Origin of the sequence: Nostoc piscinale CENA21 (assembly GCF_001298445.1) — a bacterium.
GTDB lineage: Bacteria > Cyanobacteriota > Cyanobacteriia > Cyanobacteriales > Nostocaceae > Nostoc_B > Nostoc_B piscinale_A.
In genome coordinates this window covers 2152586-2178789 of the sequence record NZ_CP012036.1, presented here as the reverse complement: position 1 = coordinate 2178789, position 26204 = coordinate 2152586, and the positions used below count along the sequence as shown (strand labels likewise).

The 26204-nt window shown below is 40.7% G+C and carries 21 protein-coding genes and 4 pseudogenes; 13 read left to right on the top strand and 12 right to left on the bottom strand.

Annotated features, from left to right (window positions below):
- Positions 1-35: 35 nt before the first annotated feature.
- The 4 genes and pseudogenes from ACX27_RS09525 (at position 36) to ACX27_RS09510 (ending at position 5125) form a co-directional block, all read left to right on the top strand.
- Positions 36-2248: pseudogene (locus ACX27_RS09525) on the top strand (M48 family metalloprotease).
- A gap of 779 nt (positions 2249-3027) precedes the next feature.
- A complete protein-coding gene (locus tag ACX27_RS09520; protein ID WP_062291365.1) occupies positions 3028-3507 on the top strand; it encodes an RNA recognition motif domain-containing protein in 480 nt (159 codons plus the stop codon).
- A 537-nt stretch (positions 3508-4044) separates the two neighbouring features.
- The gene (locus ACX27_RS09515; RefSeq protein ID WP_062291362.1) at positions 4045-4692 is read left to right on the top strand and encodes a TenA family protein; all 648 of its coding nucleotides are present in this window, start codon (positions 4045-4047) and stop codon (positions 4690-4692) included.
- Positions 4693-4764: 72 nt separating this feature from the next.
- Positions 4765-5125 (top strand): annotated as a pseudogene (locus tag ACX27_RS09510) (winged helix-turn-helix transcriptional regulator).
- 262 nt (positions 5126-5387) lie between these two features.
- Here ACX27_RS09510 and ACX27_RS09505 read toward each other — a convergent pair.
- The 3 genes and pseudogenes from ACX27_RS09505 to ACX27_RS09495 all read right to left on the bottom strand — a co-directional run bounded on the left by ACX27_RS09505 (position 5388) and on the right by ACX27_RS09495 (position 7204).
- Complete coding sequence (locus ACX27_RS09505) at positions 5388-5789, bottom strand: salt stress protein, Slr1339 family (protein ID WP_062291360.1); 402 nt, start codon at positions 5787-5789, stop codon at positions 5388-5390.
- Positions 5790-5889: 100 nt separating this feature from the next.
- Positions 5890-6495 (bottom strand): vWA domain-containing protein, encoded by a 606-nt coding sequence (locus tag ACX27_RS09500; protein WP_062291357.1) that lies wholly within the window; start codon positions 6493-6495, stop codon positions 5890-5892.
- A 101-nt stretch (positions 6496-6596) separates the two neighbouring features.
- Positions 6597-7204, bottom strand: a pseudogene (locus ACX27_RS09495) (vWA domain-containing protein).
- A 444-nt stretch (positions 7205-7648) separates the two neighbouring features.
- Between ACX27_RS09495 and ACX27_RS09490 the strand changes: the two are divergent.
- From ACX27_RS09490 to ACX27_RS33590, 4 genes are all read left to right on the top strand, one after another.
- Positions 7649-7924, top strand: a complete 276-nt coding sequence (locus tag ACX27_RS09490) for a hypothetical protein (RefSeq protein ID WP_062291354.1) — start codon at positions 7649-7651, stop codon at positions 7922-7924.
- Positions 7925-8285: 361 nt separating this feature from the next.
- Complete coding sequence (locus tag ACX27_RS33600; protein ID WP_235526572.1) at positions 8286-8684, top strand: cupin domain-containing protein; 399 nt, start codon at positions 8286-8288, stop codon at positions 8682-8684.
- The gene (locus ACX27_RS33595) at positions 8639-8938 is read left to right on the top strand and encodes a JmjC domain-containing protein (protein ID WP_235526571.1); all 300 of its coding nucleotides are present in this window, start codon (positions 8639-8641) and stop codon (positions 8936-8938) included. The genes ACX27_RS33600 and ACX27_RS33595 overlap by 46 nt, the downstream gene beginning before the upstream one ends.
- Before the next feature lie 78 nt (positions 8939-9016).
- Positions 9017-9307: a hypothetical protein gene (locus ACX27_RS33590; RefSeq protein WP_235526570.1), complete on the top strand. Its 291-nt coding sequence runs from the start codon at positions 9017-9019 to the stop codon at positions 9305-9307.
- 246 nt (positions 9308-9553) lie between these two features.
- Here the strand turns inward: ACX27_RS33590 and ACX27_RS09480 are convergent, their stop codons facing one another.
- Entirely contained in the window at positions 9554-10870 is a 1317-nt protein-coding gene (locus ACX27_RS09480) for a Tudor-knot domain-containing protein (protein WP_062291351.1), read from the bottom strand.
- Between the two features lie 179 nt (positions 10871-11049).
- Between ACX27_RS09480 and ACX27_RS09475 the strand changes: the two genes are divergently transcribed.
- Positions 11050-11868, top strand: coding sequence for a Uma2 family endonuclease (locus ACX27_RS09475; RefSeq protein ID WP_062291348.1), 819 nt, complete (start codon positions 11050-11052; stop codon positions 11866-11868).
- An 89-nt stretch (positions 11869-11957) separates the two neighbouring features.
- Here the strand turns inward: ACX27_RS09475 and ACX27_RS09470 are convergent, their stop codons facing one another.
- Positions 11958-13082 (bottom strand): site-2 protease family protein, encoded by a 1125-nt coding sequence (locus ACX27_RS09470; protein ID WP_062291345.1) that lies wholly within the window; start codon positions 13080-13082, stop codon positions 11958-11960.
- 221 nt (positions 13083-13303) lie between these two features.
- On the bottom strand, positions 13304-14362 hold the full coding sequence (gene rtcA / locus ACX27_RS09465) for an RNA 3'-terminal phosphate cyclase (protein WP_062291342.1): 1059 nt from the start codon (positions 14360-14362) through the stop codon (positions 13304-13306).
- 516 nt (positions 14363-14878) lie between these two features.
- Between rtcA and ACX27_RS09460 the strand changes: the two genes are divergently transcribed.
- The gene (locus ACX27_RS09460) at positions 14879-17053 is read left to right on the top strand and encodes a di-heme oxidoredictase family protein (RefSeq protein ID WP_083468706.1); all 2175 of its coding nucleotides are present in this window, start codon (positions 14879-14881) and stop codon (positions 17051-17053) included.
- A 320-nt stretch (positions 17054-17373) separates the two neighbouring features.
- Here ACX27_RS09460 and ACX27_RS09455 read toward each other — a convergent pair.
- Positions 17374-17863, bottom strand: a pseudogene (locus ACX27_RS09455) (hypothetical protein).
- Between the two features lie 164 nt (positions 17864-18027).
- Between ACX27_RS09455 and ACX27_RS09450 the strand changes: the two are divergent.
- On the top strand, positions 18028-19875 hold the full coding sequence (locus tag ACX27_RS09450; protein WP_062291340.1) for a serine/threonine protein kinase: 1848 nt from the start codon (positions 18028-18030) through the stop codon (positions 19873-19875).
- Positions 19876-20016: 141 nt separating this feature from the next.
- Here ACX27_RS09450 and rbfA read toward each other — a convergent pair whose 3' ends face one another.
- Both rbfA and ACX27_RS09440 read right to left on the bottom strand, forming a co-directional pair.
- Positions 20017-20421 (bottom strand): 30S ribosome-binding factor RbfA, encoded by a 405-nt coding sequence (gene rbfA / locus ACX27_RS09445; protein ID WP_062291338.1) that lies wholly within the window; start codon positions 20419-20421, stop codon positions 20017-20019.
- A 177-nt stretch (positions 20422-20598) separates the two neighbouring features.
- Positions 20599-20805: a DUF751 family protein gene (locus ACX27_RS09440; RefSeq protein ID WP_062291335.1), complete on the bottom strand. Its 207-nt coding sequence runs from the start codon at positions 20803-20805 to the stop codon at positions 20599-20601.
- Between the two features lie 162 nt (positions 20806-20967).
- On the opposite strand from ACX27_RS09440, the gene ACX27_RS09435 reads away from it, so the two are divergent.
- Entirely contained in the window at positions 20968-21801 is an 834-nt protein-coding gene (locus ACX27_RS09435) for a DNA adenine methylase (protein ID WP_062291332.1), read from the top strand.
- Here the strand turns inward: ACX27_RS09435 and ACX27_RS09430 are convergent.
- From ACX27_RS09430 to ACX27_RS09420, 3 genes are all read right to left on the bottom strand, one after another.
- Positions 21798-22274, bottom strand: coding sequence for a PD-(D/E)XK nuclease superfamily protein (locus tag ACX27_RS09430; RefSeq protein WP_062291329.1), 477 nt, complete (start codon positions 22272-22274; stop codon positions 21798-21800). The genes ACX27_RS09435 and ACX27_RS09430 overlap by 4 nt on opposite strands.
- A 256-nt stretch (positions 22275-22530) precedes the next feature.
- Complete coding sequence (locus tag ACX27_RS09425) at positions 22531-23748, bottom strand: HetZ-related protein (protein ID WP_062291326.1); 1218 nt, start codon at positions 23746-23748, stop codon at positions 22531-22533.
- Positions 23749-24120: 372 nt separating this feature from the next.
- Positions 24121-24789 carry an L-threonylcarbamoyladenylate synthase gene (locus tag ACX27_RS09420; RefSeq protein WP_062291323.1) on the bottom strand — a complete coding sequence of 223 codons (669 nt, stop codon included), beginning with the start codon at positions 24787-24789 and terminating at the stop codon, positions 24121-24123.
- An 88-nt stretch (positions 24790-24877) separates the two neighbouring features.
- On the opposite strand from ACX27_RS09420, the gene larC reads away from it, so the two are divergent.
- Entirely contained in the window at positions 24878-26143 is a 1266-nt protein-coding gene (gene larC, locus ACX27_RS09415; protein ID WP_062291320.1) for a nickel pincer cofactor biosynthesis protein LarC, read from the top strand.
- Positions 26144-26204 lie beyond the last annotated feature (61 nt).

The following is a 26204-nucleotide window of genomic DNA, read 5'->3' as shown; positions in this document are numbered from 1 at the left end:
TGTCAGTTAGCAGAGATTGGAGTGCCAGAAATTCTATGCCTTCACGCGCTGAATCATCTTTGGAGGCTGGTTTAACTGCCCTCAAGCAGGGAGATTACCAAACAGCGATTGCTCAACTCGAACCTGTGGCTAGTAGTAAAGGCAATAGCACTACTAGCTTACAAGCTCGTGTTGGGTTAGTTATGGCTTATGCCCGTACTGGTGAAGCCCGCAAGGCGATCGCTTTGTGTCAAACTCTCAGAGACAGCCAAAATCCCCAAGTTCAAGAGTGGGCAGAACGCGCTCTGACACATTTAACAAAACGTAAAAAAAACAAAAAAAAGTATCTTCTCAAACATCCAAACAACCGACAAACTCCGGCAATTCATCGGCTGTGTCATCCAGACGCGCCCAACAGCCTGTGCTGGAAAAAACAGCACAATCAGGGAATTATCAAAACACTTTCATCGAAACGCCTGTAGTATCACAACATCAATTTATAGAGTCGGCTGAATATACACCAACTCAGCGATTAAATATTTACTGGCGACAAGCAAAACGTGCCAAAGTCTGGCAACCTCTACGTAAACCAAAATTACTGCCCTTACGGTTAAAAGCCTTGGGAACTCTGGTGGCTTTGTTTTGGGTGGTAGACTTCTTTTTCAAGTTAGCAATGGTCTCGGTAAATGTAATTTTATACAAGTTGCCGTATTTGGAACCATTGCAACTTTTCTACCGCGACCCCAAGCTGGTGGTAATTGGCATTTTGATCATCGCCAGTGGGCTTTCCCCTTGGTTACTCGATTGGTTACTAGGGCGGTTTTGTAGTCAGCAACCGCTATCAAAAGATGTTTTACACAGCCGCAGTCGAGAAACAGCCAGAGTGCTGCAACGTTACTGTCAGCAAAAACGTTGGCAATTACCCCATTTGCGAATTATCCCCATCAATACACCCATTGCTTTCACTTATGGCAATCTGCCCCGCAATGCCCGAATTGTCGTTAGTCAAGGGCTATTAAATCAACTGGCAGATGATGAAATTGCCGTGATTTATGCAACTGAGTTGGGACACATTGCCCACGGTGATTATTTAGTGATGTCATTGGTATTGCTGGTGACTTTGCCGATTTATCGCTTATATCAGCAAATATCTCAGTGGGGAAACAATGTTCCTCCTGGTTTTTGGCAGTGGCCGTTTAATATATTTTCCAGTTTGACTTATGGATTGTGGTGTTTATTGACTGGGACAGCTTTATGGTTGTCGCGCTCACGTCATTATTATAGCGATCGCCTAGCAGCCGAAATCACTGGTAATCCTAACGCCTTAATTCGAGCTTTCTTAAAAATTGCGATCGGCATTGCCCATGACATTCAACAAGTACAACACACCAATTGTCAGATCGAAAGCTTGAATCTGCTCATGCCTATCAGCTATCAACAAAGTTTATCTTTGGGTAGCATTGCTGGGCATATTCCCTTTGAATCAGCCTTGATGTGGGATTATCTCAATCCCTATCGTCACTGGTTAGCCATTAATAATAGCCATCCACCCATCGGCCAGCGCATTCAATGGCTGTGTCAAATCGCCCGTCACTGGCACATAGAAACTGAACTGCATCTCACCAGCGAACAGTTTATTAAAACTACACGCCAATCATTCTTACTACAAATCTCTCCCTTTTTAGGCATTCCCGTAGGTTTTGGCTTTGCGGGTTTGATTTGGCTGAGTTGGCAAACAGCTTTTAGTCTCAAATTTTTAAACTTGAAATGGATTTATGAAGATTGGAATTTTGTCAGTGGTTGCCTACTGATTGGTTTTAGCATTGGCTTGGTTATTCGGATGAATAGTTTTTTCCCGAATCTCAAAACTGCAACTGGGCAAGCTGATCAAAGTTTACCGAACTTGTTAGCCAATCCATCTGCCATCCCCATTGATAGCACTATCGTTTGTCTGGCTGGCAAATTACTAGGTCGTCCCGGTACAGCCAACGCTCTCGCCCAAGACTTAATCTTACAATCCAGCACAGGTTTAGTGAAGTTACACCACGTTCCTTGGCTATGCTTAGGGCAGAAAGTCCAGCTGCAAGATTTGATTGGTAGGCAAATTACTGTCACAGGCTGGTTTCGTCGCGGCGCAACACCTTGGCTTGATATCCACACCGTCCAAACTCAAACAGGAACCACCATTTCCAGCCCTCATCCCATTTGGTCTACCATCTTAGCCGTAGCCGCCCAAGCTTGGGGTGCTTATATTTTTCTCATAGGCTAGTACAACAAGGCAAAAGTAAAAAGTTAAAAGTCAAAAAGCTGAGAACACAAGCTTTTCACTAACTTGAAATGGTATCTTCATTTCCGCCGACCTGTACTAGTCAGATTTGAATAAGTTGGGAGTAGGTTCAAAACCCATACACCCGTACACCCTTAAACCCATCCTCAACAGACAACCTTTATGCGTAACTCCTGCAAAAACAAAACTTGCAATATTTCTTTACAAATGTTACATTTATTAACAATATATTTAACAACCAGCATAACTTAGCATCCCTGCTAAGTAATTGTTGTTAGATGCTTGCGCCAATGCCTCTTTTATCCTCCCAACACAGCAGCAGCTAGACCAGCCAATGGCTGGTTTTTGTTTCAGATATTCGCTCTTGAGAAAAAAAATGTATTTTATGTTACTATTGATTGGCAATATCATCGGAAATGTGTGTTCTGAACTAGCTACGTAGAAGATACCGTGATAATGTAAGGAATGGTGTTGAATTCTGCGGGCAAGGACATCAAAAAACAATGTTTACTGTGGCAGACAGTAGGCTAATAAATTTACAAATTTTAGAATTAAGGTGGTATTAACTGAGCGTTGTATGCGCTTTTGTAATATACAAGCTTTATCCAAACGAAAAACTGTATTGTATAAGTTGACAGTTTGGAGTAAAAAAAAATTGGTTTATGGCAAATTTAATCAAAAGCATCTATTTAATTAACAGCCAAAACCAAGTGATTGTTCTCTTGCCTTGCTTCGTTCATTAAACTCTGGAGGTATAGTTCATGTCCGTTCGCCTATACATAGGCAATTTGCCAAAAGAAGAAATAGATCGCCAAGACTTGCAAGCGGTTTTTGCAGCTGAGGGCGATGCTGTAACCACGAAATTAATTAAAGACCGGAAAACTGGTAAATGTCGTGGTTTTGGTTTCTTAACCGTCAACAATGACGAACAAGCTGATCAAATTATTGAAAAATATAATGGTCAGTTGTTCAAAGATACCCCGATTAAGCTAGAAAAAGCATTGCCCCGTACCAAGGGTGATGAAGGCGATGAACAAGCGCCAAAAGCTGCCAGCAACCCCACTCCCAGCAGCAACAAAGAAGGCAATCGCCGTGACAAAGGTTCTAAGAAGTCTAAGCGTAGCGGTGGTGGACGCGAAACTACTACCACAGCAGACTCAGATGCAATTCGTCCAGATCCCCGTTGGGCATCTGAACTAGAAAAGCTGAAGCAGATGTTAGCGGCGCAAACCACAAATTAAAACTAGCAATGGAGAAATTAAAAATTAAAAATCAAATTTATGGTTTTTAATTTTTAATTGTCCACAAGTCTTGACTTTGCGAATCAAAGATTACTGGCAACTATAATTAACAGAGCGTAAAAGCACAACAGCTTGTCCTGAGACATAGCCAGTGCTGTTTGGTAGTAGAGTGACTAAAAAACAAGCTACACAGAGTTCGGTTTGACTAAAGTTTGTCCAAATCTTCCAGAGTTCCGAACCGCTAGTGTGAGGGACATCAATACTCTGAAACCAGGAGAGGCGTAGTCTTAATTATGTCTCTCCTGGGTTTCTTTACAAAGCAAATCTTTTGGTAAGGGTGGTGTAATTTAGTTCATCAACAGATGATCTGTAACCTCTCACCTGTGATGAAATTTAACTCAGTGTTGCATAAGCATTGGCAATTACAATACATACGTGTCACAATCAATTATGGAAATATTACTGAACTGCTTAAGCAGTCTAACCGGAGGCAGATGTATCTTCTGCCTCTTTCACTGTATGGACAACAAATGACTAATGACTTTATCTCATGAATTATGGGTGGCAAATCAAGATTTAGGGCAAGCCTGTCTAGACCATCCTTTTGTACAAGGTATCGCTGATGGTACACTTGAACAGTCTAAATTTGCTTACTATGTGGGACAAGATGCTTTTTTCTTAGAAGCTTTTGCCCGTGCCTATAGCATCGCCGCAGCTAAAGCACCAGACTGGAAAGGTTTTCATATATTTCACAATTTAGTCGATGGTGTTTTAGGCGAGTTACAACTACATCAAAACTATGCAGCCAAGTGGGGAGTCAATTTACACTCTGTAGAACCAGGCGCAGGTACCCGCCGTTACACAGATTTTTTGTTAGCTACAGCTTGGAGTAGTGATATTGGGATAACTGCTGCGGCGATGTCACCTTGTATGCGTTTGTATGCTTTTTTGGGGGAACAGTTAGCTTGTAATGGTATTCCCCATCATCAATATGCAGATTGGATTCGGACTTACAGCAGTGCAGATTTTCAACCACTAACCCAGCAATTAGAAAGTTTAGTTGATCATTACGCCACAAATCACGCTTTGGTTCATTCAACTTACCGTTACGCTATGCTGTGCGAACGTGATTTTTTTTGCAGCTGCGTGGAATCATGGGAGTCTGGTTTGATTTTTTGTAAGTAAATGAGACAAGAGAGGAAGATGTTTCTAAATCATTTAGGATAACTATATATAAATACTGACTAAAAAGTTACTATGAAAGCAGAAGCAGAAAGCGAGCGCAGGTTAACTTGTGAAGTAGAAACTACCCTCAAAGTAATTGGTGGACGCTGGAAAGTTTTAATTATTCGAGAATTAATAACTGGTGTCAAACGTTTTGGTGAATTGCAACGCAGTTTACCGGGAATCACGCAAAAAAATGTTGACTCAGCAACTTAGAGAAATGGAAGAAGATGGCATAGTACATCGACAAGTTTATGCTGAAATCCCTCCCAAAGTAGAATATTCACTCACAACTTTAGGCGAAAGTCTAAAACCGATTCTTTATGCAATGCACGACTGGGCTGTTGAACACTTGCAACAGAATTCAAGAGTTATAATTAGGAATTCAGATTAAGAATAACTTAGGATATTCTAATTATTTAGGGACAAGGAAGACAAGGCAGACAAGGAAGGTAGCAGTTTGGTTTAGTAAACAAATTTAGATAATTTATTTTTTAGATTACCATCCATGAATGATGTTGTTGATGTTGTTGGAAATGTCAGCAAAAACTCTCAATGAATGACTATAGCAATCCTCAATGATTTACAAACATATCCCTTCTTTATCCACCCTGTCCTCCTTGTCTCCCTTGTCTGTATTGTTAACAATGCCATATTTAATTAGTCTGTAAATATTCAACTGCTGCGGCTAATTTCGAGGGGTAGCCTTCAGCAAATTTCTCAAACCATAATCCTTCGGGAGAGAAAGGATCTAATTTATCTAACCATTCTTTGGCTTGGGTTTGCAAAATTTCTAATTGTTGAGCTTTGATTTGTTCTTGGCGGATACGTTCTTGTTCTAGTTCTTGCTGTTTTTGCAATTCTTCGGCTGCTGCTTGGGCCTCGACATCAGCTTTTACCTCCGCCAAAATGTTATCGATAATAGATTGTGATTTAGACTGTGGTGTAGAAATGAATGATGGAACTACATCTGGTTTTGGCTGTTGTGGTGTAGATGTTGGCTTGGCGGGATCATATTCCGCTTTGATTTGAGCTAATAGTTTATCAATAGAGTCCATTTTTGTTACTTTTATTTGTGAGCGATCGCTAAAATTAAAGTTAACCGCAGATGCACAGGAATGCACGCGGATAAAATAAGTATAATGCTGAGTTTTTAACCTAATCGTTAATAGCGTTGAGCAACACTTCAGACAAACTTAAATCTTCCATATCTTCCATTGTAATGGTGTCACAGATATCGAATTTTGCCCCAGCACTTTGCAGTTCATCATCTAATACTTTCAGAAACCGAGTTGCTTGGGGATCTGTGCCAACTTGAATAAAGGAAATTCCCAGTTCTTCATCTCTATCCATCCGCCGAGAAGCTTCGATAATGACTCGCATTACTGCTTTGCGATCGTCTGGTTCACCATCAGTTACTACTAAAATTGTATCGCCATTGGGCTTTGCTGTACCCGCAGCTTTCCGTTGAAAATAATCATCAGTAGCGTGTTTTAAAACTGCGGCTAAATCGGTTGTTCCTGATGGATCATTTTCTTGAAAAATTTGTGTAACTTTACTAGTAGTGACATTGTCATAACGCTTAAATCTTCCCGAAAACACATAAACAGTAATCCCATCGGGGTCAAATTGTTCACATTTACTAGCTAACGCTAAAGTAGATTCTTGGGCTGCAACCCAGCGACTTCTTCCACCTTTTTGGTCTGGGGTTGCCATGCTACCACTTTTGTCAATAATTAGAGTATAATCTCGGCTGTCTAGCATAATTAAGTTCTCCAATTAGTTATTAGTTATTGGTTATTAGTCATTTGGCATTTGGTAAAACTAAGAAATTTACTAATCATTAACCATTGACTATTAACAACTCAATCGGTAATTGCATTCATCAAGACATCAGCAAGGCTCATTTCTTCTAAATCGTCTAAAGTGATGGTATCGCAGATATCGAATTTTGCACCAACACCTTGCAATTGATCATCTAATGCTTTGAGAAACTTTGTGGCTTGAGCATCTGAACCTACTTGAATTAGAGAAATGGCTAATTCTTCATCTCGTTCCATTTGCCGAGATGCTTGAATAATTACTTCAAATACGGCTTTGCGATCGTCAGGTTCACCATCAGTAATTACTAATATTGTTTCACCGTTGGATTTTGTTTTACCAGCGGCTTTACGTTGAAAATAATTATTGGTTGCGTCAAGGAGTACACCAGCCAAGTTGGTAGTACCAGCAGGGTCATTTTCTTGAAAAATCTGTGCAACTTTAGCTGAAGTCACATCATCATAACGCTTGAATCTGCCAGAAAATACATATACAGTGATGCCGTCAGGGTCAAATTGTTCGCATTTTTCGTGCTAAAGCCAGAGTAGACTCTTGGGCTATGTCCCATCTACTTCTACCACCTGCTTGATCAGGTGTAGACATACTACCACTTTTTGTCTAAGATTAATGTATAGTCGCGATCGCTCATCATATTTTTCCTCGCAAAATTGTTCTCTTGTGCTACTAGTCTAGTCTACGAGTCTTGTAATTCGGCAAGCCTTTTAGGTATAAATTAACAGAATTACTAAGTATTATGAATGATGTTATTTTTTATAACACAGTATTTTTTGATTCCCAGATTTTCAGGATACTCTGGCTGAAATCAAGCGTTATTTGGTAGAAGTTTGTAGTTACTAAAATCATCTATCTCCGGGATAGTAAATTACATCTCCCACCCGGACTAAATGCAAATAAATCATCTAATCTTGTGCTATTTAAATGAGATATCTCTATCAAAAAGTAGATGAGAATTTTCTCATCAGTTATTCATATTTTTTTCATCCATAAATTCAAGTATAGACATTAAGGAAGAAACAAGAAATTTCAGCTTGCTTTCTGACTATTAGTCTATCTTGTACTTAATAAAGAGTTGCACATGAATCCTAAAATTATTCTTGGTTTACTCGTCGGTGCTAGCTTCGGCTTGTTTTTATCTGTAGGAAGTCAATTGGTTCAAGCTGCTAATCTTGCCTCAAAATCTGAGTTAAAACCTACATCTTCTATTGAATTTGGTGTAGTTGACTTAGTAGGTAGCGAATCTGCTGAACTCATCTTAGCGGATAATAGTGAGCGCAGACGTAACCGCAATAGTAACAGCAACAGCAACAGTAATAGCAATAGCAATAGTGACAGTGGAGATGACGATGATTAGCATTTGTGACTAAAAAGCTAATCATAATTAAGTTGACTTAGAATTAAATTTCTAAGTTTGGTAATTTTGTCAGGGGCATTGATTGATATAGCAATTCTAAATAATTTACCAACATTTCCGTGATTTCTTTTTTTTATATATTAAATAGAACTGCTATATTCTGCCCATTTATTATTAATAACTATATTGGTGATTTGAAAGCGTTTTTTTGACAATATTAATGTAATATGAGAATTTTACAAGAACTACTATCAGACTTGCCATTAGATAAACTCTTTACAGATTTCTGGACAAAAAAAAGCAATTCATATTTCAAGTGATAATTCTCAAAAATGGCAACAATTTTTTTTCGTGGGAAGATTTGAATGAACTACTGAATTATCACAAACTCAAAGAACCAGATTTACGCTTTTCGATGAATGGCAAATCTTTGCCAGAGACACGTAATAGGCAAGAGTGGAGCGATCGCCTGCGTCAAGGTGCTACACTAATTATCAACGGTGTACATCATCGAATTCCGACTGTAGCAGAACTCGCAGCAAATCTGCGCCATGAAATTGGCTATGAAACCCACATTAATTTATATTGTTCACCCGCCAAACAGCAAGGTTTTGATTGTCACTACGACACTCATGATGTCTTGATTCTGCAAATTGATGGTGAAAAAAAAAATGGTTTGTTTATGAAGCAACAGTTTTATATCCTACCGCAGATATGCCATCATCAAAACAACAGCAACCACAAGCACCTCCTTATCTAGAATGTGTGTTGCAAGCTGGAGATTTATTGTATATTCCTAGAGGACATTGGCACCATGCTGTTGCTTGTGAACAGCCATCTCTTCATCTTACTGTTGGGATTGAATGTCAAACAGGGCTTGATTGGCTGATCAAAGATTTATGCGAAAGTGTCAGTTGGCGGCAAAGTTTACCAGCGATCACCAATAGTAATACAAATGTGATAGAAAAACAGTTACGTGCATTACGTCAGCATTTAATTGAGACTTTACAGTAACCGGATATTTTCCACAGATATATAGAATCGCTCAATTATCAACATCAACCGCAGTTATTAGTTAGTTTACCCATTCAAATGGGAACTAACATTTTTTCTAACTTATTTACAACTCAGTTTATTTGGTCGCCACTGCACCGGATTCGGATTAAACAAATCGATAACGCACAATATCAAGTGCGGGTTGGTTCTAAACAAATTGACCTCAAAGGTATACCAGAAAAATTAGTAGAAAATTTATTTAATTGTGATGAATTTAGTTTATTTGATATTGCTGATTGGTCACCAGATTTAGATTTAGAGGGTGATATTATTCCTTTAATTACACGTCTTGTAACTGAAGGAATTTTGTTAGTTAAATCTAATTAATACTTGATTTTTAAAGCAGATGGGTGCAATGGTAAGCGCAAGTAACACAGAGCGAGTAATTATTTTATGGCACAGGATGTTAATATATTAGATTTCTTACATAAATACTTTGGTGTCGCTGACAATATTATTTAAAAGCTCACGCAAAGGCGCAAAGACGCAAAGAAGAATGCAGAAAATTTTATATTCCGATTGTTCAATTATTCGTGCAAGAGTTATAACGGCTAACCCTGTGCCATAAAATATTTAGCAAATTTCTTCTAAATCAACCCACTCATCATAAGAGGAGTCATAATCAGCATAATGTACAAAGTATTGCTGACCGCGAATTTCTTCAATTGTGGCAGTATACCATTCTTCGTTTTCATCATCCCAGCATTTGATTTTTTGACCAACAGCAAATCCATTATCATCGGATGATTCAATATCACGAATCCGAATATCTTGTTCACCAACCCACTCATCAGAAGATGAACCATAGCCGATGTAGTTGATATAGAATTGGTCGTCTTTAATTTTCTGAATTGTGGCTTTGTACCATTCTTCGTCTTCTTTGTCCCAGACTTCTACTGTGCTATTGACTGCATACTGGCTGGTATCTGATTTAGACTTACTAGCCGATGCAGTATCTTGTTTTTGTGGTTTTTTAGCTTCTTCGGCGATTTCGGCTTTGACTAGAGTGTGAGCTTGTAAAATTATGGTGCGGGCAACAGTTTGAATACCTGTATGCTCAAAATAATTTGTAGTTTGATCTAAGACTGCGGCTACAAAGTCTAAATTATCGTCAGCAATCTGAACAAAGCTGCTCAAACCACTCGCAACTGACTGTGGTGTAATTCCTGTCTTGGCTACAAGGCCATTCATCCAGCCTTGGACTGAGTTAAAAGCTTGGGAAAGAAAACCAACTTTATCAGCAGGGCTATTACCAGGTAAAGAACTATTAACAGCTTGAAAGACAGGATTTTGAGCGATCGCATCATTAGCATTAGCACCACTAATAATTTCCTGAATTTTAATCAGAAAGTCAGGGCCTAAAGGTAAAATGCCATCGATACATACCAAAGCAGCCATCCGCATCAGAGAAGCATTTTGATAGTTATTCGCTAAAGTATTGGCAAATTCTTGGGGGTTCGGTTGGGGAATTCCGTTGATTTTGCAGAAGGCGATAATTTCGACAGCGATTTTGAGAACTAAGTCAATTGTTTGGGTGACATCGGCTTTGGGCGTAATGTTACCTAAAAACGAAAGAAAACTAATTTTTTCACCCACTTTGTTAGCTAAAGCCGCAGTTCCCATTGCTGCATCAGCTTTGTCGATGATTTGATACAGTTTGACAGCCGCTTGATAACCGTTTTGTGGATCTAAGTATATGCTATCGGCGCGATCGCGGATTCTTTGAATCACGTTAGCATCAGTTTCGCCAGTAATCGCACGCACAGTATTATCAAATCCCACCAAATTATCCCACTGCCCCGGCGCTACATAATCAAGGGCTTTGAGAACTTTGACAGTAATATTGTCACTGGGTAACTCATCAACTAACTGAACAATGGATTTATCCATGAGAAGTCCTTGTGAAACAAAACCTTAATTGCTAGAGTTCCCTAACTAGAGATAAAAGTAACTTTGTTGGGACTGGGTGTAGGGGTGAAAGGGTGAAGGGGTACAGGGGTAAGCTATCGAAAAAGCACTGTAAAATATTTGCATGAGCTTTCAAGTCCACAAGCGACATTTTAACCATCATGGTTCTAGCCGCACCTCAGCGCCAAAACCCTGTTGTCACTTGGGAAAAACTCCCAGATGATTTTATTCTGCCCGACGATCCAGTGGAAAATATTCAACAGCCTTTTTTAGCAGCAGCGTTAACAGAAGCATTAGCTACAAGCGATCGCATTCAACCAGAGATGTTAGTTGCATCTAATTTTGGCATCGTCGCTAATATTAATCAAAAAACCGTTGTTAAAGCGCCTGATTGGCTATATATACCCCGTGTTTCACCCGTGGGTACAGGTGTAATTCGGCGCAGCTACACACCTAACATCGAAGGTGAAAATGTGGCTGTGGTGATGGAATTTTTATCAGATACCGATAACGGCGAATATTCAATTCGTCCCACCTTTCCCTATGGAAAACTCTATTTTTACGAACAAATATTACAAGTTCCAGTTTATGCAATTTTTAATCCTTACGAAGTCAGTTTAGAAGTTCTGCGTCTGGAAAATGGGCGATATGTTTTGCAACAACCAACAGAATCAGGACAATTTTGGATTCCTGAATTGGAATTGTTCTTGGGAATTTGGCGAGGAACTCGCTTAGGGATGAATATTTATTGGTTGCGATGGTGGGATGAAGCAGGTAATTTGTTGCTGTGGAGTTCCGAACAAGCTGAACAAGAACGCCAACGCGCCGAACAAGAACGTCAACGTGCGGAACAAGAACATCAACGCGCCGAACAAGAACGCCAACGTGCTGATGATGCGATCGCACAATTGGAAATTGAACGTCAACGTCAAGCTGTATTATTAGCAAAGCTACGAGAGTTGGGCATAGATGCAGAGTAAAACAATTTTTGATTCATACTGTTCCCAGAAAAAAACTCCCTCAGATGAACTGAAGGAGGTGTGAGAAGGAGTCTTTAGTGATGAAACATTTATGCGGGGTTAGTTACAGCTTGTCCTTGCAAAAGTTGAATAATCGCTGCTTTTTCTAAAATCCCCACGAGTACGCCATTTTCTCGAATTACAGCTAAAGCAGAGAGTTTTTGTTGTTCTAGTAGCTGGATGACTTCTAAGAGGGGTTGATCTGATTGTACTGTGGTGGATGCAGCAACTGGGCGTATGATTTCTTTAACTTGAGTTTCTGTCCACAGAGTAGTCGGAATCTTTCGCAAGTCATCGAGTGTAACCGCACCAACTAATTGTCCTGCATCATCTGTAACTAAGAAGCGTTTCCAGTCTTGTTTGTGTAGAATTTGTTCATCAGCAAATTCTCTCAGAGTCAGGTTTGCAGAGATGACTGGGCTATTGCTGGTAACAACATCTGCGGCTGTTAAACCATCCAGTTTTGCTTGGACTCTAGCAAATTGGGCTGCATTTCCAGCATTTTGTAATAAGAAGAAGCCGATTAATAAATTCCAGAAATTAGCGGCACTGCCAAAAAATACTAGTGGCAGTATACCAGAAGCGATCGCCACCCAACCAAATACTTGTCCAACTCGGCTGGCAAAAGTCACACCTTTATAGGGATTACCTGTAATTTTCCACACCAGAGCCTTGAGGACATTACCACCATCTAAAGGTAAGCCAGGAATTAAGTTAAACAGTGCTAAGGCTAAGTTAACTGTAGCTAGTACACCAAGAACTGCTGCCAGCGGCCCCGATACAGGTGTTGTCACACCAATTATGGTAACGATACCACATAATAATAAACTGACTAACGGGCCCGCGATCGCAATCCAAAAAGCTCCTCCGGGAGTCTTTGATTCTTTTTCTAAATTCGCCAAACCACCAAAGATAAACAAGGTGATGGATTTAACATCAATTCCTTGGCGTAAAGCTACAAAACTATGTCCTAATTCATGGGCGACGACAGAAGCAAACAATAACAGCGCCGTCATCGCTCCTAGTAGCAACGCTAACCCCCCAGACAGTTGAGGAAATTGTGCTAACAAGCCACTACTATAGCTCCAGGTTACTAAGCCAAACACCAAAAACCATGACGGATGGATGTAAAACGGAATCCCGAAGAGATTACCAACGCGAATTGTGCCATTCATGTCGTTCACCTTTGAAAGCTGCCGAGAGATTTAGTTTTTCCTCTCGATGTTTTTAGTGTAACGAAACGTAACAAATATTAAAATCAACCAAGAGTTGTGCTTACCGTCCTGAAAGGTGCGGTTTACCAATTTTGGTATAGAGGTCATAGGCGACAAGTAACAGATTTAAAAGTCTTGCTTGCCTCTAAAGATGAAAAGAAAAATATCTCTCAAACTCTTACTCACCGAGTCTCTGCGTGAGATATAGGTACAACCTTCACAATCTTCTCTACCTCATCCACCATTACCCGCGACAGTCCAAACTTCTCAATCACCGTTGCATTCGTTGTCAAATGGGTACTAATATTCGCTACGTGATACTGGCTTGCTTCTGTAGCCAAAGTTGCTGGCAAGATTAACTGATCTCCTAAATGCTCATCGACAGGCGCACCCGTTTGATGAAACTTCAGCAGTTGTTCACAAGCAATTTCAGCCACCCTTTCCGATGACATCCGCCACCGCCCAAACCCACCAAATCCTGTCAAGCTGTTCTCATATTCAGCCGTCAGGAAAATGCCGGCTCCTGCTGCGACACCTCTTTCCCGTAAAGCTTGTATAGAAACTTTGAACCCAGCTATGCGTAATATTTTCTCAGCCCGATTCGCCATACGTTGAGGAATATGAGCAGGTAGTTCCGTTACCACCGCCAGTCCCCGTACTTGGCGTAAATTACCGCGTTTGAGTAAATGTATGCCACTGAGTTGACTACCACCACTCACCTGCAATGTTACCTCTCCGCCGCCTTGGGGATACCATCCCCAAGCACCTAATTTTACAGATGCTTTTACTCCCATACGCTGGAGCATTGGCAGATATACCTGCTCAATATATGTCATCGTCGGGCTAAAGATGACATGAGTACCACCGCGTAATGTTACTTGAGAATTACCCTTGGCTAAAGCTAAAGGTAAAAGAATTGTTTGTAAAACTAAAGTAATTGCCCCAGCTGAACCACCTTCAAGCACTTCACTGACATCAAAAGTATAGTTTCCCGCCTGCACTGGGCGACTGGGAATAAATTCCAGCATCATCGAACCCAAAGCATCACCCTGTAATTGAGCCTGACAAATCCTCGCCGCCGCCCGAACTGCTGTCAGGTGTTGTGGCGCTAACCCTGGCTTTTTGCGTCCGGCGCGAATATTGGCAATGCGAATAGGTTCACCCGTGATAGTGGCTAAACTCAGGCAAGTACGGAGAACTTGTCCGCCTCCCTCCCCATAGGAACCGTCAATGTCAATCATGAGCAGTGTTTGAATGATGGATGTTGGGTAATGCCCAAGTTTTGACAATTAAACCACAGATGACCAGAAATAAACACAGATTAGTTATCGGTGTTTGGTTGGTATAGGCACAAATTAACAGCTGACAAATCAGGAGTATCATGCCGGATGGAACGATTTTTCGTCATTCCAACAGATGTATAAACGTAGCAATGCTACATCTGGACAAATCAATTTTTAGCTGCATAAAGAATTAAATCCAACATCTGCAACGGTGTATTGCTACTTAATACACCGTAAATTATTCATCTGAATTTTAAGTAATATTTCGTCAAACGTTTTCATAGGCAATTACCCACCAACACACAGGAAAGTCTATTTATAACTCAATATAAGGATTTCAGCCTAATACCTTCAAGTATTTAGTTAAAAAACCTTAAGTGCTTAATTTATCTCAGATAAATTTTTATGTGTTTTACGTATATTTACTGTCAATTCTGTTAATAAGTAAGCAAAACCTTTTCGAGGTATCCTATTATGGAAACCCAAAAAATTAAATCAAAAAATAATTTATTTAGAATATTTTTTGCCAAAAAAAACCGGATTTTCTGGTTAATTTACGCATTCATCATGGCTGTTGCTGGTATTTTGCTATCAAATAGTTGGATGGGAAATCAACCAGCTTTCGCTACTTTTCCTAGATATAACTTTCAAATTCTACAGCCTGCTCCAACTCAACCAGTAGGCTATTATGACTATTTTGGTAAACTGCTGAGTCCTAGACAAGCAGCCAAGCTAGTTAAACACCAAGGACTCAACCCGCGTGATCCCGTTTCCTATCAAAAAATAGGAGCGGTTGAAATAACTCAGGAATTAATTGACAAAGGCGAAGAGATATATTTCAATCGCAAAATTGGTGATAACTTTGGGCTACAAGGAGTATTCGGTTTTGCACAAGGTTTTGCTACTGTCTTACCAGAAATCAGAACAGCGATCGCACAATTGAACGGTCAACCAACAAGCAACTTACAAATTACCCTTCAGAAGAATATCACTCTAGGTAACCGGACTTTCCACATTGGCGATGTGATTAATACAGGTTTAAAAGTAGAAAAGGGAGGAAAATTCCCTTTAGGATTTATCCCTGACGAGAAAACTGGCACCATTGGAGTTACCTGTGCCGCTTGCCATGCAACTGTTTCCCAAGAAGGTAAACGTCTGGCAGGAGTGCCGAATGGTGAACTTGCTATTCCTTTTTTGATTGCATTGTCACCAAATTCAGCTGCCGGGTTTGTGCGGTTGAATACACAGTTAGATCCTAATAACCCTTTAAATCTTAACCCTCTCAACCCAATATACAAAGGCGATGGTAAAACGATCATTGACAGTAAAGGTAATCAAGTAGAACTCCCCGACCCACAAAAGTTTGAAACAGCCTTTGATGATGCTGTTTTAGATGTACCCTTCGGTCATTTTGAGAGTTCACCAGATGGCATTGATGACACCACTCAAATTCCCAGTGGTTTCACATTTCAGAATCATCCCTATACCGCTGACGGCGGATTTAGTGTCGGTTCTTTTAACGGACTTAGTGTTTTCAACAGTGCCGTTCACTCTTCAGAAATTAATCTTTTAGCTGCGGCCCAACTTAGTGAACAAACACTGGGAATTGACTCAGAAGTGTATATTGGTACATTTCTTCAGAATGCTGCTGACCCAAGGTTACGTTTACCGGAGCGTTTGCCAGATGGAAACTATGTTCAACCTTCGGTATGGCTGCGACAACAACAGCAACAATTAGGTATTCTCTTTGCAGAATTAGAAGACCAAATTCCCGCACCAGGTGCGGGGAATTACCCCAAACTGAAGCCTAGTTTGGCTACATTCAATGGTTTATTTTTCAGTCCTAATAGTGGTCAAGCTGATGACATAGCTAGTGGCAAATTCTTCTTTGCAGCTAATGCTATGTCTGCTTTCCAAAATAGCTTAGTACCACCTCCAAACCGCTCACAGGAAAACTGGAAAGCCTTAAGAAGTGGTTCAGTGCAGCGAGGCGCAAGAGTTTTTCAGAAAGCCAATTGTGCAAGTTGCCATATCCCCCCCTTCTTTACCGACAACAAAATTCATCCTCTTGAAGAAATTCGTACTAACTCAGCGCGTGCTAAGTCTCGATTAGGACTCAATGATCTGTTAGTGAAACCCAAGTTATACACTTATGACACTACTGTTCCCGTGTCTGCTAGTGCAGAAGTGCTGGACGTGCCAACTGAGGGGATTTCCGATACGCCCACAACTTTACCCAAGGGAATATTACCCAATGGTGGCTACAAAACAACCACCTTACGCGGTCTTTATTTCAGCGCACCCTATTTACATGATGGTGGTGTAGCCGTGCGCGAAGGAAGCTTAAAGGTCTTTTGGGATGGCAGATATCGGGTAGTTGATCCCACTGGTTTAGGCTTAACGGGAACTCTCAGTCGAGGCCTACCTGCTGATCCCGCTAGTAGTTTACGTGCATTGTTAGATCACCAGCTGCGTGAGCAAGTTGTGGCAGCCAATAAACGTAACCCAGCTTTAAGTCCACAGCGGAGTAATTTGGATGGTACAGGTCATGAGTTTTATGTAGATAATCAGACTGGGTTTAGCATACAACAGCAAACAGACCTGATTAATTTCTTACTAGCACTTGATGATGACCCAGGTAACTTTTAATATCAGTTAAGTTTGGGCATCTCTGATGAACGTGCCTATCATTCAAGGCTCAGTTTAGTAACGGTTAAATGATAAGCACTCTTTTAGCCAGTCTATTGTGTAATTTTTAGCTTGCACTAGTAAGTGCAGGCTTAATTTTTTCGATAATTTTCAGTGGTATGGCGGTAGTCAGATAGATTAGAACAAATGGATGCGCTTGAATGCCAGGAATACTAATATTTTTACCTCCTGCCTTCTGGAGACACTTGCGTGGGCGGGTTTCCCGACTTGAGCAAAGTGTCGTCCTCCTGCCTCATACCAAAAATTCCCAGTTTTCTAACTTAACTATCAGGTAAATTTGCAAACACCTGTGCTACTAATTTTTTTTGTCTTATTTTCCAGATTTTGCCAATCTACTTCACCCAACTCATCAATTAAACTAGTATCAATATCCACAGCCTCATTCTCCGGGCTGTAATTGGCGAAACACACTTGATAACACAATTCCCACAAATCAACGCTGACTTGCTGCTCTTGACGTTGCAATTGCAAATGATATCCTGGATGGGGCATTGGCAACCGAGACAGGGTATTACGGATTTCGTCTGCTTGTTCTGGTGCGGCACTTTCCATCTCTTGCAACAGTCTTGTTACCAAGGCTTTTATTTCGTCAGTGGTACTAGGCGGCCAAATCAGCACATCATGGTAGGTTCCCTTCCAAGCAGATGCGTCGAGTTGCTTGCGAATGTTATCCACAACTCTAATGAAAGCTGGTTGCATGAGGAGTTCAGCCTGTTGCCATGCAACTGGATTGGTTATTTTAGGTGGCATCGGTCGTCAATGGCGATATGAAAAGAAAAGTTAATTAACAGGGTTTATAAAAAAGCTACGTATTTATTTCAAATCTTTTCTCAAGATAGCGGATTTCAAGGAAAAAAAATTTGGAGATATTTATTACCAGCTAGAAAATTAGGTAATAACTCTGGGGAGGGAATATGATCGGTAAGCTACTGGATAATCGTTACCAAGTAATTCAAGTGCTGGCTAAGGGAGGATTTGGTCAAACCTACATCGCCCAAGATACAAGACGGCCAGGAAACCCTATCTGCGTTGTCAAGCACCTCAAGCCTACCAGTTCTGACCCCAAAATTTTTGAAACTGCCAAACGCCTGTTCCAAAATGAAGCAGAAACCTTGGAACGGTTGGGATATAATGACCAAATTCCCCGGCTTTTGGCTTACTTTGACGAAAATCAAGAATTCTTTTTAGTTCAAGAATATATCGAAGGACATCCCTTAACTGATGAACTCATTCCTGGTCAACGCTGGAATGAAAATCAAGTTCTGCAAATGTTGCAGGAAGTATTAGGGATTTTAGAGTTTGTGCATCAGCAAGGTGTAATTCACCGCGATATTAAACCAGATAATATTATTCGGCGTTCTTCAGATAATAAATTAGTTTTAGTAGATTTTGGCGCAGTTAAACAGTTAAGTTCCTCAATGGTGACGGTGAGTGGACAAACTACGGCTACTGTAGCTATTGGAACTCCTGGCTATATGCCCACCGAGCAAGGACAAGGTAAACCCCGCCCCAATAGTGATATTTATGCTTTAGGTATGATTGCCATTCAAGCAATTACAGGCGTATCAACTTCCGAGTTACAAGAAGACCCGGATACAGGCGAAATTCGCTGGCAACATTTAGCCCCCGTTAGCTATCGCTTGGCATCTATCCTAACGAAGATGGTGCATTATCACTTTAAAGACCGCTACCAAACTGCTACCGAAGCACTGCAAGCTTGTGTAAATGTGATGAGTCCAGTATTAACACCCGCTGCACCACCAGAACCTTCGCTAAATCACACTTACCCTGGGGCTAAACCTGCTTCGTCTTTCCAACCAACTTTGGCAGTAGCACCAGCAAATCCTGGTGCTAGCAAACCTACCCGCAGAACGTCTAGTAAATCTGACCCTCTACCATTATTAATTGGAATACTTTTAGCTGGTAGTGCGGCGGCTTTGGTTGCAAACTTATATCCGAATGTGAGGAATTTTGCTGCTAATTTCACAGGTCAAAATGCCACTGTGGGAAATAAGTGCTTGGCGATGGTGACAGGCAATTCTAATATTCGTTCAGAACCAAGTTCAATAAATTCTGATAATGTTCTCAAAACCATTGGTGAGGACACAGCTTTTGAGGTGACTGGACTACGGACAAAACGCAATTGGATACAAGTTAGATTAAATTCTGGGCGCTTGGCTTGGGCCTATGCAGATGTGATTTCTAACAATGATGAATGGCTGGCTTGTCTGCGGGATAAAGGTATTGCAATTAAAACGGTTGATGATAGTACGCTAATTGCGGCTAGACCTCTTCCCAAACCAAAGGCGGTTAAAACAACAACTCCACCAGAGACAGCAAATTCCAACTCGGAAAAATCAGAACCAGCAAAAGCTAATGAAAATAGCGACCAGGTTGTTGAACAAGCTAAGAAAAAGTATGAATCAGGAGATTTAGTTGGTGCGATCGCATTATTAAAGTCAATTCCTGCCAATGCTTCTGCTAGTATTCAAGAAACAGGTAAAATCATTAGCCAATGGCAGCAAGATTGGTCTAAGGCTGATGCTCTATTTAATGACATCAACAAAGCAATGGATGATGGTAATTGGGATAAGGTTTTAGATTACAGAAATCATCCCGAAAAGTTACCTGATACCCAATACTGGCGCAATAAAATCGAACCTTTATTTAAACAAGCAGCCGAAAATGTCGGTAAACAAGCTTTTCCGCCGGAAGATCAGCAAAATAACCAAAAAACTCCCAAAACAGAGGAGAAACAATAGAGGCTAAAGAAGAAAGTTTTGTATGAGTGAATATTTTGTCCTATAAGCTAAAACATATCCAAATTGCATAACCACCAGGAAAAATTGTCCTTGGTCATTAGTCATTTGTATTGACCAAGGACAAATGACTAGGGACTATTCTTAATCTTCTTCTGCACCAATGTCTTCTTCAGTGTCGTCAGGTTCTAGCGATCGCTCATACTGGAGTTTATTCAACAGCGATAATACCTTAGTACCGCGTTCTATAGAACGGTCTTCGATAAAAATTACCTCTGGGGTGCGACGTAGCCTAACTCTAGCGCCAAGTTCACTACGTACATAACCAGTGGCGGACTTTAAGCCTGCCATTGTTTCAGCTTTAGCTTCTTCTGTACCATAAATACTGACGTAGATTTTGGCGTGCTGCAAATCGCCAGAAACGTCTACATCAGTTACACTAACCATACCTGAACCCACACGGTCGTCTTTAATGCCGTTGAGTAACATTTGGCTAACTTCCCGTTTGATTAATTCAGCAACACGGGAAACGCGGCGATTTGTAGCCATAAAATCTTTGCCTGTTCACAGAGGTTATAAATAAAGTGCTGAGTGCTGAGGAGCCACTGCGTTGCCGAGGTTTCCTCCGTTGAAGCAAGTGGCGTTGCTGAGTGCTGAGTATGAACCGATCAGCCAGTGACTACGGCTATAACAACATCAAAAGCAACAGCCCCCATATTTCCCAGTCTAAACCGCACTCAACCCCAGCATAGCGCGGAGGGTGAGTGTCACGAAAGCCAGACCGCCCAGTAATAAGCCGACAACAGCAACTAAGGTGACTGGACGTTTTAATAAGGGCAATAATGGCTCGAATGTGTTCACCAGAAGCCCAACGAGGATAGTAACTAAGTAGCGGGGGTAGCGAAAAACGTTATCCCAAAATCCGTCAAACATGGAAATCTAAACTGCCTTGTTATGAACTGACGTTTGTTTTGATATGCTTTACCTACCTAATTGTAATCTATGCAGATAAAAATTAATCACTTAATATAGAATACGCTGCATTAGCGATATTTCGTTATATTTACTAGCTTAAATTAGTGAACTTATCAGTCAATGGTTATTCAAATGCTTCCAGAAATTTGCCCACGTCCATTTTTAAAATGGGCAGGGGGTAAAAGTCGGTTAATTCAACAATATATCCATTATTTTCCTAAGTTTTATCAGGCTTACTATGAACCCTTTTTAGGTGGTGGTGCTGTTTTTTTTCATTTACAACCAACCACAGCACTGTTAACAGATATTAACGCCGAACTCATTACTACTTATCGCTGCGTCAGAGATCAAGTGGAAGATTTAATTAGCTTATTACAAGCGCATAAAGCTAAACATAGTCGAGATTATTATTATAGTGTCCGCTCCCATATAAGTAATAATGATTTAGAAAAAGCGGCGCGGTTAATTTATCTCAATAAAACTTGTTACAACGGTTTATATCGGGTAAATTCTCAAGGTAAATTTAATGTGCCTTTAGGTAGTTATAAAAATCCGAGTATTTGTCAGGAGGATTTACTCAGAGCCGCATCTCAAGCTTTGAAGTCATCGGAAATCAAGCAAGCAGATTTTATTAATGTGCTGAAATATGCTAAGAGTAGTGATGATTTTGTATTTTGTGATCCGCCTTATCATCCTATTAGCAATACTAGTTATTTTACAGGTTACAATGGCAATTCTTTTGGGGAAAAAGACCAAATTCGGTTGCGAAATGTTTGTGCTGAATTAGCAAATCGTGGTGTTAAGGTGATGGTGTGTAATTCCGATTGCGAATTTATCAGAAAAATCTACACAGAAATCAGTTTTAATATTTATGATATCTCTGCATCTCGCTCTATTAATTCTAATACTAAAAAGCGAGGTATCATTAGTGAATTATTAATTACTTCTTATTAAAAATTTTTGTTAGCCCAGGCAATAAACCTATCTAAACTGTAAACTCCGAGTAAGTTATGGTTTAGTTTTACTTGCTGTCTGAGCCATTGAATTGCACCTTCGCGCATACCTTCGCCACCAATCACCACAATTGTTGGCGCTGGATAATATTCTTGAATGTTCATACTCAAATACGGAAACTTTTCATCGACAGAACCGCCACTTTCTTGCCATTTACATTCAATAATTAATCCAGTGGGTATGCTTGGTAAGCCTACAACAAAAAAATCTACTTTTAACAAAGTATTATAAAGACCTGCGCCGATATAAACTTGTTTAGCGTAGCGTTTAGGCAATAAATGAGCAGTTAAAAGATATTCTTTGGTGACATGATTTCCGATTTGGAAATAATTATGTCCGGTTAATATTGCGTCTACATTACTTTCTAAAATGCGCCCTGCCTGATTTGCCCGTTTGCCTTGAGTCATAGTCATTCTCAAGTCCTCCGCCAACTTTCCATATATTCTAGAATTTCATGGAAGCAGGGACATATAGACAGTTACTTAATATGAATTTTCAAAGGAGAAAAAAGTAGGATATTTTTGGTACTTGTGTACTAAAAAAGTAGTGGAAAACGGTTGAGATTCAGAGTAATTAACCGCCGATACACGCAGATAAACGCCAATAAATTTGGATGAATAAAACCCCTGTGTTCTGTGTGTTGACTTCAGCGATACTCTGCATTACAACTCAACCGGTTTGGACTTCGCTATTACCGTTACGGATAGACCAAGCAATTTCTAGCAGATGAGTCCAACGTTTTTGTAATTGTTTGGGAGTACATTTTAAGGCTTTAGCGATCGCTTGATCACTATGTCTGGCTGCTTTTAATTGCAAAATTTGCTGTTGCTGGGGAGAAAGTACTTGAATAAAAGTTTCCCACTGTTGGGAAGATAAACCTAATTTTTGTTCTAAACCTGCACCTAACCATTGATGAACCAATTGCCATTGGTGCTGCTTGGCGAACTTTTCTACATGATATTTAAAGCGTTGTTGCAGATAATCACGCTGGCGGCTAGTTAAACCGAGAATTTGGTCAATTTCGGGTGCAGACAGGTCTTGCAACTTCAAGCTGAGGTAATCGATACAGTCAGATTGACCTTGAGATTCTAAATATTTTACTAATTCGGAGATGACGCGATCGCGTTCTGATTCTTCCGACAAATCACCATGACCTTGAGCCACCATTTTAGAGCGGATTTGCTGCACGGCTGGATTACGTTGGTAAGATTCTGCATCTTCACCCTTAGCCGACTCTACCGCCATTTCAATATCTACAGGAGTTTCTTGGGGCTGACGACGGGCAAAACCTTGAGCGCGTAAGATAATTAACTGTTGATTATTGCCCCCAGGTAAATTAATGCGGCGTTTGGCATATTGCTCTGTAAATGCCATATATTCTGCTAATTGCAGCTGAGTGCGTGGCTGATAATCTTCAGCCAATTCATTTTCCCGCCGGAAAGCTTTAATCGCCTCAATATAAAAAGCTTGCAGAAAATCTTCAATCAAGTTGTAACGTGCATCAAAACCGTATTCTGAGCCTGATGGCGTAACATGACGGTAAACCATTGCACCCAAACTACTGTGTAACTCTACCCGTCCTCGCCGAGAACCAAGTTGGTAGTAGTGCAGACACTTGTGCAGACGATGTTTTGCTAAAGTTAGCTGCCAAGATTGAACTTGTCCAGATGTTTGAATACGGGAACTTTTATCACAAATCCGTCTAACTTCTTTGGCTATGCGTTGCGCTACAGCTTTAACACATCCAGAACTTGCCTTGACTTGCGCCTGTATTTCCTGACACAGCAATTGTATTAAAGTATCTGTCGGGGGGAATTCTTCAATAGCAACATTGCTAACAACAAAATTGGGTGTGGAGGTTGGTAGATTTACAAGGTTAGCTTTCATGAATTTTCCTAGGGTAGGGTATAGCACCGTAACTACAACGCAAAGATAGCATCTGAAAACGTTCTTGTCTGGAAAGTTATTAAGTATTCATCCATACAAGATTCATTGCCAGCACTGCTTATGTATATGACTGTAGGAAATTTAAAAAAGTTACAGTGAAAGTAATGTGTCGCTTTTTGACACCGTAACCAAATTGCAGACAGCACAAATATAAGAATCGCGTCCACAATTGATGCAAATCCTTGCTAGATATACTTTTACTCCTATCCTGACTACCCACTCCCAGCCATGATTCAGTATGACAATCCCCAAACTGGAGCGTTTTTAACCTAGGTTTGCGAAACGGCAGTTTCAGTTTGTGAAGTATGTTTCTTAAACCCAAGCTGCTACTGCTTCCCAACCTAACCCCCGTCTCGTAATCATTGGTTCGTCTCCCGTCAAGTCCAAAATTGTCGATACTTGATATGTTGGTTCTTCACCAGTGTCTACAATTACATCCACTAAGTTATCCAGATAATCAAATAACTCTACCCGTGATAGCTGAGGTTCGCCATCTGAGCTAAATTTCCCATCATCCACCTCATAACTTGGCAAATGTGCCGAAGTGGAAATAATTGGATTTTCTAAAGCTTCTAGCAAAGCCAGACATACAGTATGATTTGGTACGCGAATCCCAGTTGTTTTTCGCTTTGGATTTTGTACCAGTCGCGGTACTAACTTAGTGGCGGGGAGCAGAAAAGTATAAGGGCCGGGAATTAGTCGCTTCATCAATCTATAAGCTGTATCGCTGACAAACGCATAAGTCGCTACATTTGACAATGAAGGACACAAAAATGTTAATGGTTTATCATTTGCTAACTGCTTGATTTTCCTCACTCTTTCCACCGCCGACTTGGCATTTAAATCACAACCGATCGCATAGACCGTATCAGTAGGGTAAAGCATGACCGCCCCATGTGAGAGCGCAGACTTTATTTCTTCTATTCGACGACTTTGGGGATTATCCGGATGCACTGTGAAAATTTTTTGCCATAGAAACACGGTGATTTGGAAAAGGAGGACAAGAGACAAGGAAGACAAGGAAGCAGGGGGATAATAACTAATGACAAGCGACTATTGACTAACCCCTATGAGTAAAATAGCTTATCTTCAATGTCCAACGGGAATTTCTGGTGATATGTGCTTGGGAGCCTTAGTCAGTCTGGGTGTTCCTGTAGAGTATTTGGTTACAAAATTAAATGATTTAGGAATTGCCCAGGAGTACCATTTACGAGCGGAACTTGTACAAAAAAATGGTCAACAGGCAACTAAGGTTCATGTGGATTTAGTGGAGGATGATCACGATCACCACGAACATCATCACCATCATGGCCGCCATCTGCCAGAAATTGAGCTTATGATTCGTCAGGCAAAGTTACCAGCACGGGCGGAGGCTTGGAGTTTAGCAGTATTCCAACAATTAGCAGTCGCAGAAGGGGCAGTGCATGGAGTTGCCCCCGAAAAAGTCCACTTCCATGAAGTCGGTGCCGTGGATGCGATTGTAGATATTGTCGGCACTTGTTTGGGTTTAGATTGGTTGGGCATTGATAGCGATCGCTCAGGATTCCCCTTACTTTACTGCGCGGCATTGCCAACAGGTGGCGGTACGGTGCGGGCTGCACATGGTCAAATGGCAGTACCAGTGCCAGCAGTGTTGAAATTATGGGAAATGAGAAGTTGCCCGGTTTACAGTAACGGCATTGAAAAGGAACTGGTAACACCAACAGGAGCTGCGATCGCCACTACATTAGTCAGAGAATTTGGTAATCCGCCATCGATGGCACTTAAACAAGTGGGATTGGGAGCGGGAACTATCAATCTTCCTATTCCCAATATACTACGCCTGTGGCTGGGTGAAAGCACCAGCCTACAGGCAGATGTCCTTAATTTTCAAGAAATCAGCCCGTTTTTAGAACCCATCTCCGTACTCGAAACTCAAATTGATGACTTAAGTCCCCAAGCCGTTGGCTATGTGTTTGAAGCCTTATTTGCCGCAGGTGCAGTGGATGTCTTCACCCAACCCATAGGTATGAAAAAGTCCCGTCCTGGTATTTTATTAACAGTGATCTGCCATCCAGATAATTTAAATCAATGTGAAGCAGTTTTATTCCGTGAAACCAGCACTTTAGGTATTCGCCGCACCACCCAGCAACGCGCCATCCTCCAAAGAGAAATTCAACAAGTAGAAACAAAATATGGTAGGGTACGTGTCAAAGTTGCATGGCAAGGAACATCACCAGATAAATCAATCACCAATGTGCAGCCAGAATATGAAGACTGCGCCGCATTAGCCCGACAACACAATTTGCCTTGGAGAGAAGTTCACAGAGTTGCCCTGCAAAATTGGTATTCATAAAATCATTTACCAATAAAAAATTTAGGAGTCAGAATAATTTTGAATTCTAACTCCTAAATCT

What these genes read in the sequence shown, in the direction of transcription:
- ACX27_RS09520 (WP_062291365.1), top strand. Translation starts at nt 3,028, where the DNA reads ATGTCCGTTCGCCTATACATAGGCAATTTGCCAAAAGAAGAAATAGAT.
- ACX27_RS09515 (WP_062291362.1), top strand. Translation starts at nt 4,045, where the DNA reads ATGACTTTATCTCATGAATTATGGGTGGCAAATCAAGATTTAGGGCAA.
- ACX27_RS09505 (WP_062291360.1), bottom strand. Translation starts at nt 5,789, where the DNA reads ATGGACTCTATTGATAAACTATTAGCTCAAATCAAAGCGGAATATGAT.
- ACX27_RS09500 (WP_062291357.1), bottom strand. Translation starts at nt 6,495, where the DNA reads ATGCTAGACAGCCGAGATTATACTCTAATTATTGACAAAAGTGGTAGC.
- ACX27_RS09490 (WP_062291354.1), top strand. Translation starts at nt 7,649, where the DNA reads ATGAATCCTAAAATTATTCTTGGTTTACTCGTCGGTGCTAGCTTCGGC.
- ACX27_RS33595 (WP_235526571.1), top strand. Translation starts at nt 8,639, where the DNA reads ATGCCATCATCAAAACAACAGCAACCACAAGCACCTCCTTATCTAGAA.
- ACX27_RS33590 (WP_235526570.1), top strand. Translation starts at nt 9,017, where the DNA reads ATGGGAACTAACATTTTTTCTAACTTATTTACAACTCAGTTTATTTGG.
- ACX27_RS09480 (WP_062291351.1), bottom strand. Translation starts at nt 10,870, where the DNA reads ATGGATAAATCCATTGTTCAGTTAGTTGATGAGTTACCCAGTGACAAT.
- ACX27_RS09475 (WP_062291348.1), top strand. Translation starts at nt 11,050, where the DNA reads ATGGTTCTAGCCGCACCTCAGCGCCAAAACCCTGTTGTCACTTGGGAA.
- ACX27_RS09470 (WP_062291345.1), bottom strand. Translation starts at nt 13,082, where the DNA reads ATGAATGGCACAATTCGCGTTGGTAATCTCTTCGGGATTCCGTTTTAC.
- rtcA (WP_062291342.1), bottom strand. Translation starts at nt 14,362, where the DNA reads ATGATTGACATTGACGGTTCCTATGGGGAGGGAGGCGGACAAGTTCTC.
- ACX27_RS09460 (WP_083468706.1), top strand. Translation starts at nt 14,879, where the DNA reads ATGGAAACCCAAAAAATTAAATCAAAAAATAATTTATTTAGAATATTT.
- ACX27_RS09450 (WP_062291340.1), top strand. Translation starts at nt 18,028, where the DNA reads ATGATCGGTAAGCTACTGGATAATCGTTACCAAGTAATTCAAGTGCTG.
- rbfA (WP_062291338.1), bottom strand. Translation starts at nt 20,421, where the DNA reads ATGGCTACAAATCGCCGCGTTTCCCGTGTTGCTGAATTAATCAAACGG.
- ACX27_RS09440 (WP_062291335.1), bottom strand. Translation starts at nt 20,805, where the DNA reads ATGTTTGACGGATTTTGGGATAACGTTTTTCGCTACCCCCGCTACTTA.
- ACX27_RS09435 (WP_062291332.1), top strand. Translation starts at nt 20,968, where the DNA reads ATGGTTATTCAAATGCTTCCAGAAATTTGCCCACGTCCATTTTTAAAA.
- ACX27_RS09430 (WP_062291329.1), bottom strand. Translation starts at nt 22,274, where the DNA reads ATGACTATGACTCAAGGCAAACGGGCAAATCAGGCAGGGCGCATTTTA.
- ACX27_RS09425 (WP_062291326.1), bottom strand. Translation starts at nt 23,748, where the DNA reads ATGAAAGCTAACCTTGTAAATCTACCAACCTCCACACCCAATTTTGTT.
- larC (WP_062291320.1), top strand. Translation starts at nt 24,878, where the DNA reads ATGAGTAAAATAGCTTATCTTCAATGTCCAACGGGAATTTCTGGTGAT.